This is a genomic window from Leclercia sp. UBA1284 (genome assembly GCF_002308415.1).
Lineage (GTDB): Bacteria > Pseudomonadota > Gammaproteobacteria > Enterobacterales > Enterobacteriaceae > Enterobacter > Enterobacter pneumoniae.
In genome coordinates this window covers 49,582-64,277 of record NZ_DBUS01000001.1, presented here as the reverse complement: position 1 = coordinate 64,277, position 14,696 = coordinate 49,582, and the positions used below count along the sequence as shown (strand labels likewise).

Annotated in this window: 11 protein-coding genes; 5 read left to right on the top strand and 6 right to left on the bottom strand. The window is 56.2% G+C overall.

All coding sequences use genetic code 11. The annotated features are described in order from the left end of the window. Positions 1 to 252 precede the first annotated feature (252 nt). The 3 genes from B3511_RS00310 to B3511_RS00300 are packed head-to-tail and all read left to right on the top strand — an operon-like array spanning position 253 to position 6,105. On the top strand, positions 253 to 4,344 hold the full coding sequence (locus tag B3511_RS00310) for a YadA-like family protein (protein WP_286758297.1): 4,092 nt from the start codon (positions 253 to 255) through the stop codon (positions 4,342 to 4,344). Between the two features lie 53 nt (positions 4,345 to 4,397). After that, the gene (locus B3511_RS00305; RefSeq protein ID WP_286758296.1) at positions 4,398 to 5,204 is read left to right on the top strand and encodes an OmpA family protein; all 807 of its coding nucleotides are present in this window, start codon (positions 4,398 to 4,400) and stop codon (positions 5,202 to 5,204) included. 4 nt (positions 5,205 to 5,208) lie between these two features. Next, the gene (locus tag B3511_RS00300; protein WP_286758295.1) at positions 5,209 to 6,105 is read left to right on the top strand and encodes a hypothetical protein; all 897 of its coding nucleotides are present in this window, start codon (positions 5,209 to 5,211) and stop codon (positions 6,103 to 6,105) included. A 41-nt stretch (positions 6,106 to 6,146) separates the two neighbouring features. Here B3511_RS00300 and rhtC read toward each other — a convergent pair whose 3' ends face one another. The 3 genes from rhtC to pldA form a co-directional block, all read right to left on the bottom strand. Continuing rightward, a complete protein-coding gene (rhtC, locus tag B3511_RS00295) occupies positions 6,147 to 6,767 on the bottom strand; it encodes a threonine export protein RhtC (protein ID WP_040078118.1) in 621 nt (206 codons plus the stop codon). Positions 6,768 to 6,828: 61 nt separating this feature from the next. After that, the gene (gene recQ / locus B3511_RS00290) at positions 6,829 to 8,658 is read right to left on the bottom strand and encodes an ATP-dependent DNA helicase RecQ (RefSeq protein ID WP_040078116.1); all 1,830 of its coding nucleotides are present in this window, start codon (positions 8,656 to 8,658) and stop codon (positions 6,829 to 6,831) included. Positions 8,659 to 8,746: 88 nt separating this feature from the next. Further along, positions 8,747 to 9,616 carry a phospholipase A gene (pldA, locus tag B3511_RS00285; protein ID WP_040078115.1) on the bottom strand — a complete coding sequence of 290 codons (870 nt, stop codon included), beginning with the start codon at positions 9,614 to 9,616 and terminating at the stop codon, positions 8,747 to 8,749. Positions 9,617 to 9,775: 159 nt separating this feature from the next. Here pldA and yigI point away from each other — a divergent pair, with 159 nt between their 5' ends. Further along, positions 9,776 to 10,243 (top strand): acyl-CoA thioesterase YigI, encoded by a 468-nt coding sequence (gene yigI, locus B3511_RS00280; RefSeq protein ID WP_040078113.1) that lies wholly within the window; start codon positions 9,776 to 9,778, stop codon positions 10,241 to 10,243. A 51-nt stretch (positions 10,244 to 10,294) separates the two neighbouring features. Then, entirely contained in the window at positions 10,295 to 11,191 is an 897-nt protein-coding gene (gene rarD / locus B3511_RS00275) for an EamA family transporter RarD (protein ID WP_046886532.1), read from the top strand. A 35-nt stretch (positions 11,192 to 11,226) separates the two neighbouring features. Here rarD and corA read toward each other — a convergent pair whose 3' ends face one another. From corA to uvrD, 3 genes are all read right to left on the bottom strand, one after another. Beyond that, entirely contained in the window at positions 11,227 to 12,177 is a 951-nt protein-coding gene (gene corA, locus B3511_RS00270) for a magnesium/cobalt transporter CorA (protein WP_040078111.1), read from the bottom strand. A 150-nt stretch (positions 12,178 to 12,327) separates the two neighbouring features. Then, positions 12,328 to 12,384 carry a YsgD/CorL family protein gene (ysgD, locus tag B3511_RS00265; protein WP_212743980.1) on the bottom strand — a complete coding sequence of 19 codons (57 nt, stop codon included), beginning with the start codon at positions 12,382 to 12,384 and terminating at the stop codon, positions 12,328 to 12,330. A gap of 149 nt (positions 12,385 to 12,533) precedes the next feature. Next, entirely contained in the window at positions 12,534 to 14,696 is a 2,163-nt protein-coding gene (gene uvrD / locus B3511_RS00260) for a DNA helicase II (RefSeq protein WP_040078109.1), read from the bottom strand.

Below are 14,696 nucleotides of genomic sequence, written 5' to 3'. Positions count from 1 at the left end.
GATGTTGGAGCATATCCCATGGATGGCGCGTTGAAAAACTCATATATCTCACTGAATTTGTCTCTTGCAGATCGGCATCAGCAAGACACTTTTTTCGATCGTGGTCACACCCGCGGTCTCTTTATGCAATATCACTTAGCTACGCCCAGCAATACACCCGAGCGGCGACCGCTTCTCAGGATGTGAAGCATTCACTTAATTCACTATTTCAATAACAAAATTTCAGATTTCATTTAATTGGCAGGAGCCATAATGAATAAAATATATCGATTGATCTGGAACCCAGCATTACGTACCTGGGTTGCCGTGAGCGAATTTGCAAAAGCGAATGGAAAAGGTAAATCCGGGCGCACGGGCTTAAGTGCAACTGCCGTTGGCCTTATCGGCGCGTTAACCCTTTCGTCGCTAGTAAGTACCAGCGCATACGCTGATGATCCCGTCACCACCAGTACTGACCCCGACTCGGTGACGATTGGTACCAACGCAGAGACCGGCGATACCACCACTCTGGACGCGAATACCATCACCACAGGCAATACCAATGTTAACCAGCAGGAGCTGTCTAACGTCGCAGTTGGCGAAAGCGCTAAAGCGGCTATGGGCGGTATCGCGCTTGGCGATCACGCTGACGCAGATACCAGCACCTCGCAGACGCCCGGCGGCAGTGTGGCAATTGGCGCCTATGCTACGGCAAACAAAAGCGGCGGGGCGACGGCGATCGGCTTAGCCTCTGAAGCAGACGGACAAAACGCGGTCGCCTTTGGTGCTGGTGCGCACGCTAACCGTAGCGGCGATATCTCCATCGGCTACAGCTCCACTTCCGGCACCTATACCGGCACGCAGATCAGTAACGATTCGGAAGGCGAAAATATTTCCCTGGGCAACTGGTCCACCGCCTATGGTGGCAAGGCTCTGGCGGTAGGCAGCCATGCCGAAGCTACAGCAGCATCAAGTACTGCATTAGGTATGGGTAGCCAGGCGTCCGGGGTAAAATCACTCTCTATTGGTAGTGATGCAAACGCGTCCGGTGAGAACGCCCTGGCGATTGGCGGCAGCGCAGCCGCGGCTGGTGAAAGCTCAATGGCTATCGGCAGCCACGCCAGCGCCAGCGATGAGCAAAGTTTCGCTGTAGGCTATAAAGCTCAGGCGACCAAAGCGGATGCCGTTGCTCTGGGGACCCAGGCCAAAGCGCAGGCAGATAGAGCGTTGTCGTTTGGCTACAACTCCTCCGCCACAAAAAACGATGCTATCGCGATGGGCTCAAATTCTAAATCTCAGGGGATGTCTTCCCTGGCCTTCGGCACCAACGCGATCTCTGCAGATGATAACAGCGTAGCCCTGGGGTCAAACTCCCTGACCGCAGCAGCCGTAGGAACGCAAGCTATCACTATCGATGGTAAGAGCTACGCATTCGCGGGCACGGCGCCGCTCAGCACCGTCAGTATCGGTAGAAAAGATGCGGAACGGACACTGACCAACGTGGCCGCAGGCCGTATTAGCAAAACCAGTACCGATGCGATCAACGGCTCGCAGCTTTTTGCCGCCACACAAGCGACAGAAGCCCTCGCCAATGTCGCGGTTAAATACGACCTGAACCAGGACAGCACGGTTAATTACGATAGCATTACCCTTAACGGCGATGCGTATGACAGTACCGATAACAGTGGCGGCACCACCATCACTAACATTGCTCGCGGGGTCGACGACAGCGATGCGGTGAATATGTCTCAGCTTAACGAGACCAACGCCGACGTGGCAGACGTCACCAACATCGTTAACAACATCGCCGGCGATACCAGCACGACCTACACCGACCTGAACGGCAAAGGTATCCGCTATGCGCGGACCAACGAGAAAGGGCTGACCCAGGCCGATGCCTACGCGAAAGGTAAGGGCAGCTCCGCGGTCGGCTATAACGCCACCGCCATAGGCGAAAACAGCCTTGCCCTCGGCTATAACGCCAAAGCCAACAACGCGAAAGACGTGGCGCTGGGCGCTGACTCACTCACCGCTGCGGCCGTTGCGACCACCGGCACGACCCTGCGCGGCAAAGCCTATACCTTCGCGGGCACAGCCCCTGCAAGCACCGTCAGTATTGGCAACGTGGGTAAAGAGCGTACTCTCACCAATCTCGCTGCCGGACGCCTCAGCGCCACCAGCACCGATGCGGTGAACGGCTCTCAGCTGTATGCCACCAACCAGGCCCTTGAAGACGTTGCCGAGCAGCAAGGTTTTGCTGTCATGTACGACACTAACAGCGGCGGTACGGTTAACCGCAACAGCGTAACGATGGGCGGCACCACCTATAACAGCACGACGAAAACGGGCGGCACCACTATCACTAACGTTGCTCGTGGGATGAATGACAGCGATGCGGTGAATATGTCTCAGCTTAACGAGACCAACGCCGACGTGGCAGACGTCACGAACATCATTAACAACATCGCCGGCGACACCAGCACGACCTACACCGATCTGAACGGCAAAGGTATCCGCTATGCGCGGACCAACGAGAAAGGGCTGACCCAGGCCGATGCCTACGCGAAAGGTAAAGGCAGCTCCGCCGTCGGCTATAGCGCCACCGCCATAGGCGAAAACAGCCTTGCCCTCGGCTATAACGCCAAAGCCAACAATGCTAAAGACGTGGCGCTGGGTGCTGACTCACTCACCGCTGCGGCCGTCGCGACCACCGGCACGACCCTGCGCGGCACGGCTTATACCTTCGCGGGCGCCGCTCCTGCAAGCACCGTCAGTATCGGCAGCGTAGGCAAGGAGCGTACTCTCACTAATCTCGCTGCCGGTCGCCTCAGCGCCACCAGCACCGATGCGGTGAATGGCTCTCAGCTCTATGCCACCAACCAGGCCATTGAAGGGATATCCGGCGATATTTCCGATCTCAGCGATCTGGCGGTCAAATACGACACCAATCCGGACGGCACCATCAACTACAACCGCGTGTCCATGGGCGGCACCACCTATAACAGCACGACGAAAGCGGGCGGTACCACCCTCACTAACGTCGCTTACGGGGTGAATGACAGCGATGCGGTAAACGTACAGCAACTCAGAGACGCCACCAGCGATATGTATAACAACGGGGTGAAGTATTTCCACGCTAACTCCACCAAAGCAGATTCCGTTGCCACCGGCACCGACTCCATTGCGGTAGGTCCGGCTGCAAAATCGGTGGGCGAAAGTTCGATTGCCATGGGTAACGCGGCCACGTCAACCGGCGAAAATAGCGTTGCCATTGGCGCTGGCGCGGTCGCTAACAATAAGGGTGACGTGGCGCTGGGCGCAGGGGCCACCACGGAGCAAGCCGTGGGTACTCAGGGCGTAACCATTCGCGGCAACGACTATCAATTTGCCGGCACAACGCCGACTGGCACCGTCAGCGTAGGCAGCCTGGATAACGAACGCACCATCACCAACGTTGCAGCGGGCCGTATCAGCGCCACCAGCACGGATGCCGTGAACGGCTCGCAGCTGTATGCCACAAATCAGGCGATCGAAGCCATCAACACCAATTTCTCCGGTCTGGATAACTCCGTGGTGAAATATGTGGTAAACGGCGATGGATCCATTGATTACAGCAAAATAGCGCTGGCGGGCGATACCTACGATCAATCCACTAAAACCGGCGGTACCACCATTACTAACGTTGCGGCGGGCGTCAATGCCAGCGATGCCGTAAATAAGCAGCAGCTGGATGAAGTCAGCCTGAACGTGACCAACATTGCCGAGGGCAAGGACGGTATGTTCCAGGTGAATAACACCAGTAACCTGCCGAAGCCGAAACCGACGGGCCAGAATTCCATCGCTGGCGGCGCAGGCGCGGTGGCCAGCGCAACAAACAGCATGGCCCTGGGTAACAGCGCGAAGGCTACCCACAGCAACGCCGTGGCGCTAGGAACAAACTCCGTTACCGATCGTGATAACAGCGTTTCCATGGGATACGCGGGCGGCGAGCGTCAGATCACTCACGTGGCAGCCGGTACCGCAGCCACCGATGCCGTCAACGTGGGTCAGTTGAAACAGAGCATGGGCGATTCTTACACCTATACCAATAACAAGTTTGGCGAACTGAAAGAGATGATTGCCGATCAGGACGACAAGCTGAGCGCGGGTATCGCCGGCGCGATGGCCATGGCGAGCTTGCCACAGCCTTATTCGCCAGGTGCCAGCATGTTCAGCATGGCGGGGGGAACCTATCAGGGCGAGTCTGCGATTGCGATGGGGGTATCAACCGTCTCTGACAATGGTAAATGGGTCACGAAGTTGTCTGGCTCCTCTAACAGCCAGGGCGATCTGGGTGGTTCTGTTGGCATTGGCTATCAGTGGTAAGTCTGAATTAACAAACATCTCCGGCGAACACGCCGGAGAGTAAAAGAGAAATTATGATGAATTGTAAAAAGATGACCCGGCTGGCGCTGCTTATTGGCAGCATGGCTTTGCTTACCGCCTGTACCCGCGCTGTTAGCGACGTAAATGGTGAAGGGAAGACCGATAACGCGATATTCCCGGATAAATCGCACGCAGTACGTACTGACGGCAGCTTCGTGAATAAAGACAATCTTAACGAGATGCACGCAGGTTTAACCAAAGCGCAGATCTATGAGCTGCTCGGCGCACCGCATTTCAGTGAAGGCATGTTTCGCGTGAAAGAGTGGGATTATATTTTCCACTTCACCCAGCCAGATCACAGCGTGCGTACCTGTCAGTACAAGGTGCTGTTCGACTCACAGATGAAGGCGCAAAGTTTCTATTTCCTGCCTGAAAACTGCCTGACGCCGCAGACAAAACCGCAGCAACCTGTTGCGGTCGTTCAGAAAGAGCTGAGTGCAGAAAGCCTGTTTGCCTTTGGTAGCGCAGCGCTGAGTCCGGAGGGCATCAAGCAGGTGAATCTCATCAGCGGCGGGCTGAAGGCTGAAACACAGCAAGGTAAACACCTGATCGTTAAAGGCCATACTGACCGTATCGGCGACGAGGCCAGCAATATGACGCTGTCCAAAGCACGCGCGGAATCGGTGAAGCGCCAGCTCATTGAAAACGGGATTGATGCCACCCGCATCGAAACCGAAGGTCTGGGCGAAAGTATGCCGCGCGTTGATTGTCCGGGTGTCGCCACATCACATGTCATTGAATGCCTGGCCCCCAATCGCCGCATGACGATTGAAATCGTGGCTGATAACGCAGGTAAATAACGTCATGCGCCTCACTCTAATCAAGACCGCCGTCGGCGGTCTTTCTTTACTGACCGCAGCCACCGGCTTTGCGGCTTCCCAGGATCTGCCCGTCAGATTTGTTAGCGTGCCCGCTTATAGCATTATTACCGATACCCTGTTCAATTTGACGCCTCAGGTTGCAGGAAAACGTAATACCTTTTTGATGCAGCAAATTTGCGATTTAGCGCGTGGCGATGCGACCCAGCAGGAGGTGAATCAGCGGCTTATCCAGAATAAAGTTGATCCGATGCAGCTCGCGAAATTAGGCGTGCCGGGCATGCTGGTGTTAAAAAGCGAGCGCGAGGAGCGCCAGCTCGCCTGTGCGGCGTTTCTGGCGACGTCGCTCTTCCAGCCGGTAGATATGACAAGTTACTACCTGCAGGACAAAAAGGAGAAGGAGAAATCCAGCTGGTTACCCTGGCGCCCGGCGAAAGAGGAGCGGACAGAAAAGAGCGACTTCCTGAGGGATCGATTTATCCATGATGCACAGGTTCAGCTCGCGGTCGCGCGCGCCACGGCTCAGCTTTATGCCGTTATCGCGCAGAATATCCCCCCGCAGCCAATCGGCGACTGGAAGACCAGGCAACAACAAATCACAGACGTCGTTAAACACTATGCGCCGGACTATCTCAACGCCATCACCAGTTTTTACAAAGCCGAGGGCAATAGCGCACTGACGCTGGATTACGTTACCAGCAACAGCTACAGCGTTCGCAATACCTTTGGCAACCGGCTGGTCAAAAATAGTGAAGATGTTGAGCTCTATTCCCGGGGCGTGACCTGGTTCGGCAAGGGCATGATTATTGGCAAAAGCTATTTTGTCGATATTGCGATTCTTGCCGCACCCGCGCATGACGATGCAGAGCAGAAGAAGAAGTAAAGGCAAGATGGCGTACAGGGTCCTGTACGCCATTGAAGCAATTAGCGAGAGATGATGAGGTGAATACCGAAGCCCGCAAAGAGTGCACCAGCAAAGCCATCGATCCACTTCGCAATGCGCTGATAACCACGGCGCATTGCCGGCAGGGCAAACAGGCTTGCTACAAGGGTGAACCAGGCAAAGGTTTCCACCACAATCAGCAGGAAGATGCCCCAGCGCGCTCCCGCGCCGACGCTGTCGCCCACAAAGAGTGAGAACACCGAGCCGAAGTAGATAATCGCTTTCGGGTTCGCCAGGTTCGTCAGCAGCCCTTTCATAAAGCTACGACCGCCGGTAGCCAGCTCAACTTTTGGTTCCTGCGGCGTTGCTACCTCTTTTTTCAGCGCGCCGCGCAGCATCTGGTAGCCCATCCAGCACAGATACAGGCCACCGCCGACCATGATGATGTTATGCAGCCAGGCCATCTTCGCCAGAATCAGGTTCAGACCAAGCAGCGCCACCGCCGCCCAGACCATGACGCCCATGGTAATGCCGAGTACGCCCATCATCGCCTCTTTGCGGGAGCGGCTGACGGCAGTTTGCGATACGAAGAAAAAGTCAGGACCGGGGCTCATCAGCGCAACGATGTGCACTAATGCCACGGTGAGAAATAGCATTAACATAATTAGCTCGCGGGGAAATAATACAGTGAGTCATCATACTGGCACTTTTTTGGCTGGCTGACTACTCCTCATCATCACCATCGGCATGAGAGCGAATAAGCGCCATAAACTCTTTCCCGAACCGCTCGAGCTTGCGCGTGCCGACACCGTTAACGCTGAGCATTTCACCGGCGCTAAGCGGCATCTGCTCGGCCATCTCTATCAGCGTCGCGTCGTTAAAGACCACGTACGGCGGGATGTTCTCCTCATCGGCGATGGCTTTACGCAGCTTGCGCAGTTTGGCAAACAGCTTCCGGTCGTAGTTGCCGCCGTAAGATTTCTGCATTACGCGCGGCTTCAGGGCAATCACGCGCGGCACGGCGAGCTTCAGTTCAATTTCGCCGCGCAGCACCGGGCGTGCCGCTTCGGTCAGCTGCAGCGCCGAGTGCTGGGCAATGTTTTGCGTAGCGAACCCCATGTGGATTAGCTGGCGGATAATGCTGACCCAGTGCTCGTGGCTCTGGTCTTTACCGATGCCGTAGACAGGCAGCTTGTCGTGGCCCATATCACGGATACGCTGATTATTCGCGCCGCGCAGCACTTCCACCACGTAGCCCATCCCGAAACGCTGGTTCACGCGGTAGATGGTTGAGAGCGCCTTGCGCGCGTCCATCAGGCCATCATACTGCTTCGGTGGGTCGAGGCAGATATCGCAGTTACCACACGATTCCTGTCGTCCTTCACCAAAGTAGTTGAGCAGCACCAGACGGCGGCAGGTTTGCGCTTCGGCAAAGGCCCCCATCGCGTTCAGCTTGTGGCGCTCAATGTCCTGCAGCTGTCCCTGCGGTTTCTCTTCCAGGCAGCGGCGCAGCCACGCCATATCCGCCGGATCGTAAAACAGCATTGCTTCCGCAGGCAGGCCATCACGCCCGGCGCGGCCCGTTTCCTGATAGTAAGATTCGATATTGCGCGGGATGTCGAAATGCACCACAAAGCGCACGTTGGGCTTGTTGATCCCCATGCCGAACGCTACCGTCGCAACAACGATTTGCAGATCGTCGCGCTGGAATTTCTCCTGCACGTCGGCGCGGATGTGGTTTTCTAACCCGGCATGATAGGCCGCGGCGCTGAAGCCACGGTTTTGCAGGCGCGCGGCGGTGTCTTCCACCTTTGCGCGGCTGTTGCAGTAGATGATGCCCGACTTACCGCGTTGCTCCTGGACGTAGCGTAAGAGCTGATCCAGCGGCTTGAACTTCTCCATCAGCATGTAGCGGATGTTAGGGCGATCGAAGCTGCTAACCTGGATAAAGGGGTCATTCAGCCCCAGCAGTCGGACGATATCCAGACGGGTCGTGTCATCTGCCGTGGCGGTGAGCGCCATAAAGGGCAGCGCCGGGAAGCGCTGGCGCAACTGACCGAGCGCGGCATACTCCGGACGGAAATCATGCCCCCACTGGGAGATGCAGTGCGCTTCATCCACCGCCAACAGTACCGGGTTCCAGTGCGTCAAATGGTCGAGGAAGTTATCCAGCATCAGCCGCTCTGGAGCGATATAAAGAAGACGGATCTGCCCGGTACGGCAACCGGCCATCACCTCTTGCTGCTGCTCGCGGGTTTGCGTCGAGTTCAGGCAGGCCGCTGCCACGCCGTTAGCCAGCAGTTGATCGACCTGGTCTTTCATCAACGAGATAAGCGGAGAGACCACCACCGTCAGGCCGTTAAGCACCAGCGCGGGCACTTGATAACAGAGCGACTTCCCGCCGCCGGTGGGCATCACGACCAGGCAATCACGCCCTTCGAGGACGGCATCGATGATGGTCTCCTGGCCCGGGCGGAATTGCTGGTAGCCAAAGGTCTCATGCAGAACCTGTTTAGCCAGCAATGTCTGATTCAAAACTTCCGCCTGCGCCACATTAACCACCTGCCTGAAATAAAACAGGCGCTATTTTCAGCGCCTGAGAGAGAAACTTCAACGATTAAGACAAAAACATTCGAGGATGCTAGAAAAGATCGTTCAGCATCACGCCCACACCGACGCGGGTCTGGTTGAAGTTATAGTCGATAAGTGACTCGCCATAGCCGCTATATACCTGAGTATAAAGGCGTACATGCCTGGTCATTGGATAGCTGAGGCCAATCTCCGCACCGCCGTAGCCGGTATTCCAGTTGTACTGCCCTTTCGCGCTTAATACCGCCTCGCCCAGTTGATAACCCACGCGCAGCTGGTAATAACCCATATATTTGGTGATATCCGGGTTATCGTCGGTATCGCCTACGACGTACCAGGGCTTCACTTCAACCAGCCAGTTGCCGTTTTGCGCCGCCAGTCGGGTGTACAGACGGTTCCAGCTACGTGAGGTCGGGTCTGAACGTCCATTGGAGTCGTGGTTATAACCAAATTCCACATCGCGTAGCGTCCAGCCCGCAAATTCATAGTCAGTCGCAAAGCCGAGGAACAACTGCGGTTCGTAGTTGGTCTCGCGGAACGGCGATGATTCACCACTGTTTGAGAGCTGCCACCAGGATTTCTGCGTATATGAGGCGCCCAGCACCGAATTCGGCCCCAGAATACCGCGCCAGAACGGGAAGGCCAGGCTCAGCTGAAATTTTACCTCATCTTTACGCGCGTTATCAGACCAGCTGTAGGTCTTGATAGCCTCTTTATTCAGGTCGCTGGTGGTCGTGTAAAGCAGGTAGTTAGTGTCGTACGGATAGAGCGTAAATGGGTTGTCATGCTCCTGCAGCAGGTTAGCGATGATGCTCCCGCGTACCGCCGGGGCATCGTGCACCTCTTTAACGGTCGCTTCCTGCGCATAAGCTGTGAAAGGCAGCGCAACCGCTGCAAGTAACCAGACCAGATACGTCCGCATCGGTGGTGTTCTCCAGGTAGATAGTTTTTAAGAATAATTTTGCCCACCACATTCTACATATTTATTTGCCGTCTGCTGCATCCAGATGTCTTAAAGTGGTAAATCGCGTTGGCGAGGGATAAAATCAACATTTTATTAACAATAAGGATCTGTTGTGCCATGTCAGCCACGCTAACTGCGGAACAAGCTCTGAAGCTGGTCGGTGAGATTTTTGTCTATCACATGCCATTTAACCGCGCACTGGGCCTGGAGCTGGAGCGCTACGAGAAGGATTTTGCGCAGCTCAGTTTCAATAACCAGCCGATGATGGTGGGAAACTGGGCGCAGAGTATTCTGCACGGCGGGGTGATTGCCTCAGCGCTGGATGTCGCCGCCGGGCTGGTCTGCGTGGGTAGCACCTTAACGCGCCACGAGACCATCAACGAAGATGAACTGCGTCAACGTTTATCAAGAATGGGCACGATCGATTTACGCGTTGACTACCTGCGGCCCGGCCGCGGAAATCGCTTCACCTGCACCAGCAGTCTGCTGCGTGCGGGTAACAAAGTCGCCGTTGCCCGCGTAGAGCTGCATAACGACGAGCAGGTTTATATCGCCAGCGCAACAGCCACTTATATGGTGGGTTGAGGTGAAAAAATCGGGTAAAGTGAGTTCACTTATTTGTAACGGATTTTCCCGATGGATGCTAAACAGACGCGGCAGGGCGTTTTACTCGCTCTTGCCGCTTATTTTATTTGGGGTATCGCACCGGCGTACTTCAAACTGATCGCCTACGTGCCGGCGGACGAGATCCTCACTCACCGCGTTATCTGGTCCTTCTTCTTTATGATTGCGCTGATGAGTATTAGCCGTCAGTGGTCGGGCGTTAAAACGCTGCTCAAAACGCCGAAAAAGGTCTTTCTGCTGGCGCTCTCTGCCGTGTTAATTGGCGGCAACTGGCTGCTGTTCATCTGGGCTGTGAATAACCATCACATGCTCGAAGCAAGCCTGGGTTATTTTATTAACCCGCTGGTGAACATTGTGCTGGGGATGATTTTCCTCGGCGAGCGCTTCCGCCGGATGCAGTGGGTGGCGGTACTTCTCGCCTTCTGCGGGGTGCTGGTCCAGCTGTGGACGTTCGGCTCGCTGCCTGTCATTGCGCTGGGGCTGGCGTTCAGCTTTGCTTTCTACGGCCTGGTGCGCAAAAAAATCGCCGTCGAAGCCCAGACCGGAATGCTGTTCGAAACTTTGTGGCTGTTGCCAGTCGCCGCGATTTATCTGTTTGGCATTGCCGATAGCGCCACCAGCCATATGGGCGGCAATCCATGGTCGCTGAACCTGATGCTGATGGCCGCAGGTGTCGTCACTACGATCCCGCTGCTGTGCTTTACCGGTGCGGCAACGCGCCTGCGCCTCTCCACGCTGGGCTTCTTCCAGTACATCGGCCCCACGCTGATGTTCCTGCTGGCGGTGGTGTTTTACGGTGAAGTACCGGGTGCGGATAAGATGGTGACGTTTGCGTTTATCTGGGTCGCACTGGCGATTTTCGTTGCCGATGCGATTTACACCCAGCGTCGCGTAAAAAGAGGATTGTAGTATTTCACCCTCTCCCCATGGAGAGGGTGATGTGCTTACAGCCAGTTACGGCGCTTGAAGTAGAGGTAAGGCGCCAGCCCGGCGAGGATCATAAAGACAATCGCGCCCGGATAGCCAAAGCTCCACTTCAGCTCCGGCATAAACTCAAAGTTCATTCCGTAGCTTGAGGCCACCAGCGTCGGTGGCAGGAACACGACCGATACCACCGAGAAGATCTTGATGATGCGGTTCTGCTCGATGTTGATAAAGCCCATTGCCGCCTGCATCAGGAAGTTCACCTTCTGGAACAGGGATTCGTTGTGCGGCAACAGGGATTCGATATCGCGCAGGATCTCACGCGCCTGCTCCAGTTGGCCACCCGGCAGACGCGCCTTGCGTACCAGGAAGTTCAGCGCGCGCTGGGTATCCATCAGACACAAACGTACCTTCCAGCCAATATCTTCCAGCTCGGCCAGCGTCGAGAGTGCTTCGTCATACTCATCGCCCTGGTGCCCTTCCATAATGACGCGGCTCAGCTTTTCCAGATCGCTGTAGATATTTTCAATCTCGTCTGCCAGCTGTTCAATTTTGGTTTCAAACAGATCCAGCAGCAGTTCGTAAGCGTTCCCGTCCACCATCGCCTGGCTGCGGGCCCGCATGCGGTAGAGGCGAAACGCGGGCAGTTCCCGTTCGCGCAGCGTGAACAGGCGGCCATCACGGATGGTAAATGCCACGGTGGAGTTGCCAGCGTGATCTTCGGCATCTTCAAAAAAGAAGAAGGAGTGAATATGCAGGCCGTCTTCGTCCTCGAAGAAACGGGCGGATGCTTCGATGTCTTCCAGTTCCGGTCGGGTGGCCAGACTCTGCCCGAGCTCTGACTGAACGCGTGTACGTTCCTCGTCATCCGGCTCGACCAGATCCACCCATACGGCATCAATGAGGGGTTGTGACTCCTCGGCTTCAAGCCGGGTTAGTCGGTTGTTTTCCAGTTGAAATGCGCTCAGCATGACCGGGACTCCCAATGCAAAAAATATCGGACAGTTCGGTGGGCACACAGAAACAAATTGGGTTTCAGACCATTAAACAGCCTGACTCAGCGCGACGGGAATAATGCAGTCGCTGACAACCACTAAGGCCATCAGCGTGAGGAGATAGCCTTAGGAGTTGTTCCTGGATGACAGGGAATTGAGCCAGTATCTACTGGGTGTGTCCAAGGCGAATGTCCTCTTAGCGTAATCGTGCGCGCATGTTACGCCAGCAATAACTGCGGCGTCAACACGCAACGGAACGCTGAAGAGCAATAAATCACCCTCAACGTATAAGGCTAGCAGATAATTACAAAATTATGATGTTTTTCTGAAAGTTACACCGCTTCCAGCTTCGCGTAAGCGGCCACCAGCCATTTAATTCCCTGGCCCTGAAACGCGACCTGCAGGCGACTGTGCTCGCCGCTGCCTTCCAGATTGACGATGGTGCCCTCGCCAAATTTAGCATGGCGGACACGCTGCCCCAGCTTGTACCCCGTGTCGTTTTCAGAGACGGGCGTTCCCATACGCTGATGGCTGACCGGACGGCTGATGCTGGCGCGCAGGCGTACCTCTTCCACGCACGCTTCTGGCAGCTCGCCAATAAAACGTGACGGGCGATGATAGACCTCTTTGCCGTACAGACGACGGGTTTCGGCGTAGGTGAGCGTCAGCTTCTGCATTGCACGCGTCACCCCCACGTAGGCCAGGCGACGCTCTTCTTCCAGACGACCGCCCTCATCCAGCGACATCTGGCTGGGGAACATCCCCTCTTCCATCCCGACGATGAACACCTGCGGGAACTCCAGCCCTTTCGCGGAGTGCAGGGTCATAAGTTGCACCGCGTCCTGCCAGGTATCCGCCTGCCCTTCGCCCGCTTCCAGCGCGGCGTGAGAGAGGAATGCCTGCAGCGGCATCAGGTCTTCGTCTTCTTCGTTGTAGCTGAACTGGCGCGTTGCCGTCACCAGCTCCTCTAAGTTTTCGATACGGGTCTGGCCTTTCTCGCCCTTTTCCTGCTCATACATGGTGCGCAGGCCGGAATCTTTAATCACCCGGTCGGTCTGCACGTGCAGCGGCATGTCGGCGGTCTCTTGCGCCAGCGCTTCGATAAGCTCGAGGAAACGCTGCAGGGCGCTGGCGGCACGCCCGGCGAGGGCTCTCTCCTGTAATAACTCGCGACAGGCCTGCCATAACGTGAGCTGACGTTCACGCGAGGTCTGACGCACCACGTCCAGGGTACGATCGCCGATCCCGCGCGTCGGGGTATTCACCACGCGCTCAAAGGCGGCATCGTCATTACGGTTGGCAATCAGGCGCAGATAGGAGAGCGCATCTTTGATCTCCTGGCGCTCGAAGAAGCGCATGCCTCCGTATATGCGGTACGGCATGCTCACCTGCAGCAGCGCCTCTTCCAGCACACGCGACTGGGCGTTGCTGCGATAGAGAATAGCGCACTGCTCCAGCGCGCCGCCGTTGTCCTGCCAGGTCTTGATGCGGTTCACCACAAACCGCGCTTCATCGAGTTCGTTGAACGCGCAGTAAAGAGAGATTGGCTCGCCATCGACGCCGTCGGTCCAGAGCTTTTTGCCCAGACGCCCGTTGTTGTTCTCGATCAGGGCGTTGGCCGCGCTCAGAATGTTGCTGGTTGAACGGTAGTTCTGTTCCAGGCGGATGGTCTGCGCACCGGGGAAGTCGTTGAGGAAGCGCTGGATATTTTCAACCTGCGCCCCGCGCCAGCCGTAGATCGACTGGTCGTCATCGCCAACGATCATCACCTTGCCAGTATCGCCCGCCAGCAGGCGGATCCACGCGTACTGAATGTTGTTGGTATCCTGGAATTCGTCCACCAGGATGTTGGTAAAGCGCTCGCGATAGTGCTGCAAAATATGCGGCTTGTTGAGCCACAGCTCATGGGCACGCAGCAGCAGTTCAGCGAAGTCGACCAGCCCCGCACGGTCACAAGCTTCCTGATAGGCCTGGTAAACCTTCTGCCAGGTCTGCTCGACCGGATTACCGAAACTCTGGATATGGTGTGGGCGTAGCCCTTCGTCTTTCTGGCCGTTGATGTACCACATCGCCTGACGCGGCGGCCACTGCTTCTCATCAAGGTTCATCGCCTTGATCAAGCGCTTAAGCAGACGCAGCTGGTCTTCGCTATCGAGGATCTGGAAATCCTGCGGCAGGTTAGCATCCAGATGGTGAGCGCGCAGCAGGCGATGCGCCAGGCCGTGGAAAGTCCCCACCCACATACCGCCCTGGCTGGTGCCCATCAGTTGAGTGATACGGTGGCGCATCTCCGCCGCCGCCTTGTTGGTGAAGGTCACCGCCATGATGGAGTAAGGCGAGCAGTTTTCTACGCTCTGTAACCAGGCGATACGGTGCACTAACACACGCGTCTTACCACTCCCCGCCCCTGCCAGCACCAGCAGGTTAGTGCGCGAGGCGGCAACCGCATCACGCTGTTTATCATTAAGGCTGTCGAGAAGGTAAGAAACGTCCAT